Origin of the sequence: Microtetraspora sp. AC03309, assembly GCF_020826795.1 — a bacterium.
In the GTDB taxonomy this organism is placed as follows: domain Bacteria; phylum Actinomycetota; class Actinomycetes; order Streptosporangiales; family Streptosporangiaceae; genus Microtetraspora; species Microtetraspora glauca.
In genome coordinates this window covers 1-423 of the sequence record NZ_JADDIL010000556.1, presented here as the reverse complement: position 1 = coordinate 423, position 423 = coordinate 1, and the positions used below count along the sequence as shown (strand labels likewise).

Sequence of the window (423 nt, the reverse complement as noted above, 5' to 3'; positions counted from 1 at the left end):
CCGTCAGCCGCATCGGCCTGATCGATACGGTCTTCGACGAGGCGGTTCGTCAGCTCGGCCGGCACCAGATCGCCGGCATCCAGGTAACGCTTGGCCTCCAGCCCGAGCGGAGTGCCGTCACCGATGTTCTTGCGGAAGAGGTCTCCGGTGGAGATTTGCGGGATGCCGAGCTTCTCGGACAGCTTCTCTGCCTGCGTGCCTTTGCCCGCGCCGGGCGGTCCGAGTAGGACGACTCTCACTTCAGGAACCCTTCGTAGTTGCGTTGCATGAGCTGGCTCTCGATCTGTTTGACGGTATCCAAGCCGACACCGATCATGATCAGAACCGCGGTACCGCCGAACGGCAGATTCTGTACCGAGCCGGTGTTGCCGATCTGCAGGAACATGTTGGGCAGAACGGCGATGACACCGAGGTAGATCGAAC

Annotated in this window: 1 protein-coding gene and 1 pseudogene; both read right to left on the bottom strand. The window is 61.5% G+C overall.

What is annotated here, in order from left to right; translation table 11 throughout:
- On the bottom strand, positions 1-239 hold a 239-nt coding region (locus tag IMZ11_RS44335), incomplete at its 3' end, for a nucleoside monophosphate kinase (RefSeq protein ID WP_228649775.1).
- A pseudogene (locus tag IMZ11_RS44330) lies at positions 236-423 on the bottom strand (preprotein translocase subunit SecY); the annotation flags it as partial. The gene IMZ11_RS44335 and the pseudogene IMZ11_RS44330, both read right to left, overlap by 4 nt.